This is a genomic window from Salinicola sp. (assembly GCF_982684285.1).
Genome location: NZ_CEXLVS010000544.1, coordinates 1 through 1,024, shown reverse-complemented (window position 1 = coordinate 1,024; position 1,024 = coordinate 1). Strand labels below are relative to the sequence as shown.

The 1,024-nt window shown below is 39.5% G+C and carries 1 protein-coding gene; it reads right to left on the bottom strand.

Annotated features, from left to right (window positions below; all coding sequences use genetic code 11):
• Positions 1-1,024: pilus assembly protein (locus tag AC3AYF_RS21825; RefSeq protein ID WP_487780559.1), on the bottom strand; the 1,024-nt coding region annotated here is incomplete at both ends.

The window sequence follows — 1,024 nt, the reverse complement described above, 5'->3', positions numbered from 1 at the left end:
ACTTGCCACTCACCGGCGCATAAATTGCGTTCCCATCAGCATCGACACCGATTTGTACATAATCGTCAGTTGAAAACACACCATCACCATTCAAATCAAAAGGTGAAAAAGGTAATCGACCTCCAGTATTCACATCTATTTCCATCAAAACACCGGTACCACCAAAGTCACATGGATCGTCAAGCGGTATGAGGGTTGAAAAGAGCAGTCGACCATTTCTGATGATCGTATTACTTATTTGACGCTCACCATAATTATTTGTATTACCACTTTGCGTATTATAGAGGTCAAGATACCAACCTAAATGACCACTGCTTCCATTATGCCAAGCAATTGAATTATCAGTAATTACTCGAAGTGACTCACTGTGCTGGGATACTTCAAATATTATTTCCTGCTCTAACAAGTCATCTCGGTCAAATGCAGTTAATGTCGACTCAACTCTATCCCATATTCCATACATGCTTTGTGTGGTCTGACCACTAGAAATATTATCACCTACCTCAATATATTTTCCTGTACCAAACACAACTAAGTATCCGGTTAAAAGTGGATGAGTTTTCACTTTTACTTGTGTTGTGATTGGCTGATGGTTAGTTCCTGTACAAGTTGCAGCTGCGCATGCCGTATAAATTGGGTCCGGATTAGAACCTGTTTTATAAGCAAACTTCCAGTTGCCGCCCGCGTTGCCACTGATATCTATTTTCCATACATTGCCAAATAAATCACCGGCATAAATGGCATCAGCAATATAATCACCATTAAAATCTATCACTGAAGGTTGAGAAAGACCATTAGGTCTATTATTACCCGTAGGATCATCTGCTGAACCGACCTTAGTATCAAATTTTTTGATTAAGCTGCCATCTTTAATGTCAACAATATACAAAACCGCATTGCCGCTAGAGCTATCATTAGTAGTACTATCATTATCGAAAGTATTGTTGTAGCCACCGCTAAAAATAGCTGCCCATTTTCCTGTAGTCAAACGAACAATACTTGGTGGTCCATAGACATAACCTAA